This window comes from Flavobacterium daejeonense DSM 17708, assembly GCF_000425425.1.
Classification (GTDB): Bacteria; Bacteroidota; Bacteroidia; order Flavobacteriales; family Flavobacteriaceae; genus Flavobacterium; species Flavobacterium daejeonense.
In genome coordinates, this window is the sequence record NZ_AUDK01000048.1 from 1 (window position 1) to 2261 (window position 2261).

The 2261-nt window shown below is 29.8% G+C and carries 4 protein-coding genes; 1 reads left to right on the forward strand and 3 read right to left on the reverse strand.

Annotated elements, in window-relative coordinates; translation table 11 throughout:
- The 3 genes from H599_RS20085 to H599_RS0117675 form a co-directional block, all read right to left on the reverse strand.
- Positions 1-359: hypothetical protein (locus tag H599_RS20085; protein WP_155960825.1), on the reverse strand; the 359-nt coding region annotated here is incomplete at its 3' end.
- Positions 360-603: 244 nt separating this feature from the next.
- On the reverse strand, positions 604-1230 hold the full coding sequence (locus H599_RS0117670) for a hypothetical protein (protein ID WP_155960826.1): 627 nt from the start codon (positions 1228-1230) through the stop codon (positions 604-606).
- Positions 1231-1281: 51 nt separating this feature from the next.
- A complete protein-coding gene (locus H599_RS0117675; protein WP_026715334.1) occupies positions 1282-1923 on the reverse strand; it encodes a hypothetical protein in 642 nt (213 codons plus the stop codon).
- Positions 1924-2076: 153 nt separating this feature from the next.
- Here H599_RS0117675 and H599_RS21435 point away from each other — a divergent pair, with 153 nt between their 5' ends.
- Complete coding sequence (locus H599_RS21435) at positions 2077-2256, forward strand: cysteine peptidase family C39 domain-containing protein (RefSeq protein WP_035141916.1); 180 nt, start codon at positions 2077-2079, stop codon at positions 2254-2256.
- The last annotated feature ends 5 nt before the right edge of the window (positions 2257-2261 follow it).

Genomic DNA, 2261 nt, shown 5'->3' on the forward strand with positions numbered 1-2261 from the left:
TTGCCACCCGAAACATTAAATACTATTGCATGAAAAGTTGCAGCATACAATTTATTAGGGTGTATATTCATATCGCCAGCCTTTTTATTTTTTTCTCGCTCATTGTAATTTTTAAACATTTCATCCAAAGGTCTGATAGCATAGCGAATTTCAAAATCTTTAGCATCATTTATAAGGGCATAATCATAGTTCATTTGTACATTCTCAATCGGTTGAGTCTCGAAATATTCGCTTGGTTGGTCAAAAGTCATTTCTGCTCTGTCAAGCAAATCGGTAAATTTTTTTGGTAAATTATCCGAAGAAAAAGAAGTCATAATAACAAAGCAAAGCCCTGTTATAAAAAATTTAATTTTATTCATAGTTATCTGTTTAATATATTCTCAAAACACATTTAGTGATTTACATCCGAATATGTATGTTAAATGATTTAAATCAACAAAAACTAAACCATAGTTTTGTCGCTAATGTAAATTCTACCTTAAGTTTTATACCAGACTAATTTAACTTAAAAATCAAAAGCCTTGACAAGATTTTTAAGTTGTCAAAGCCTTATAATTATTATAATTAATAAAGTTTTAGAATTCTAACCTCTAAACACTACCTTCATGACTTAAACTTCAACATACCCCAAGTTTTATTTATCTCTTCATCAACTAGGACTTCATCTTCCTTATTATAAAAAAATAATATTTCTGTTCTACCCCGCTCGCTTTTATAAAGTATTATTTTTTTGCATCTAGCATAAATTCCCATATATTTAGCACTCATTTTCATATTGTAAATAACGCCAAAGTCTGCTTTTACTTTATTTAAATGTAAAGAGTCGAGATACTTAACTTTTGCCAATATAGTATCAACCTCTGAAGCTATTGCCTTTAAATTAATCCTACCAGGATCCCCAGAAACTTCCCTTATTCTTAGACCCCTCGGTGTTGTGTCAGGTTTAGCTGTTATCAAAGCAAAGCCTACTACAATATTATGCCTATCATTTTTTAAACCATGAATAAATGAACTTTGAATAAAATCTTTATTGGTAACATAAAAACCCTTTACTAATATACCACGATAGTTTTTAGGAACCTGATATTCAATATCATTCCACTTATTTGCATACTCTTTAAACTTTTCATCTAATTGATTTTGTGCTTGTAAATAAAATCCATTATAAATCAGAGCAAATACTATCAAAAAAGTATCAACCCCTTTTTGTATCTTTAATTTTTGTATCATAATATTCAATTTTATTTAGAAGATTAATCTTTATTTTACAAAGAACTTTCTCTAATGACAAACCCCATTTATAGCAGAAAAAGCTGTAATTAGATTTATGTCAATGCTAACAGGTTTTTGATTTTGCGCATCCCAACCAATATATTGGTTAGAAGTCATACCTGTTATCACAAATTCGTGACCAGTACCATTCCCCGTACTATATGTGGCAAGTGCAAAATTATTACCTCCAGCAGCTATAAAATTACTCAATCCGGGAATATTATTTGGTACACTTGCTCGATTAAAATATTGATCAACAAAATGATTCAATAAGCCTGCGTCAACACCACCAGAAGCATCAGAAATTAATCCAGAAGAAATTAGCGGATTATAAAGTGAATTATAGTTATTCTTCATAGCATCAAAATCAAAACTAGTGTCTCCATATACAATTCCTAAATATGCCATAGATTGAAATACACAATCTGTTTTTGGAATAGGCCCACCTGAACTCGAATATCCTCCTGAACTTGAATATCCTCCTGAACTCGAATACCCATATCCTCCAAAATCCCCATTAATATACGCATCAATCATTTGTTGATAAGTATAACCACCAGTCCCTCCTAAAAATTGAATCAAATCCTCTTTATGGATTACTTCCATTTCCTGCTCTAGTAGCTCAAATGCTAATTTGGTTTTGTTTTTCATAAATTTAAAATATAATTGGTTAATAATTAGCTTGATTTAAGATGGTTACATTTTGTAATTAACAAATATTCGAAAAAAAAACTTATAAAAAAATAAAATCTATTTTTTTTTAACAATAAATAACTTAGGTTTGTTTTTTACTTCAACCAACCTATGAACTTAAATAATTTTCCCGTTGACAGACAACTAGACATGATGGATTGCGGTCCCGCCTGTTTAAAAATGATTGCCAAACATTATGGTAAGTTTTACTTGGAATATAAATATTACGACATACGCCAAGTCATTGCATCTGCACTTACAAAAACAAAAGCATTAAAAGAAACTTTTTAATCTTT

What these genes read in the sequence shown, in the direction of transcription:
- H599_RS0117670 (WP_155960826.1), bottom strand. Translation starts at nt 1,230, where the DNA reads ATGATACAAAAATTAAAGATACAAAAAGGGGTTGATACTTTTTTGATA.
- H599_RS0117675 (WP_026715334.1), bottom strand. Translation starts at nt 1,923, where the DNA reads ATGAAAAACAAAACCAAATTAGCATTTGAGCTACTAGAGCAGGAAATG.
- H599_RS21435 (WP_035141916.1), top strand. Translation starts at nt 2,077, where the DNA reads ATGAACTTAAATAATTTTCCCGTTGACAGACAACTAGACATGATGGAT.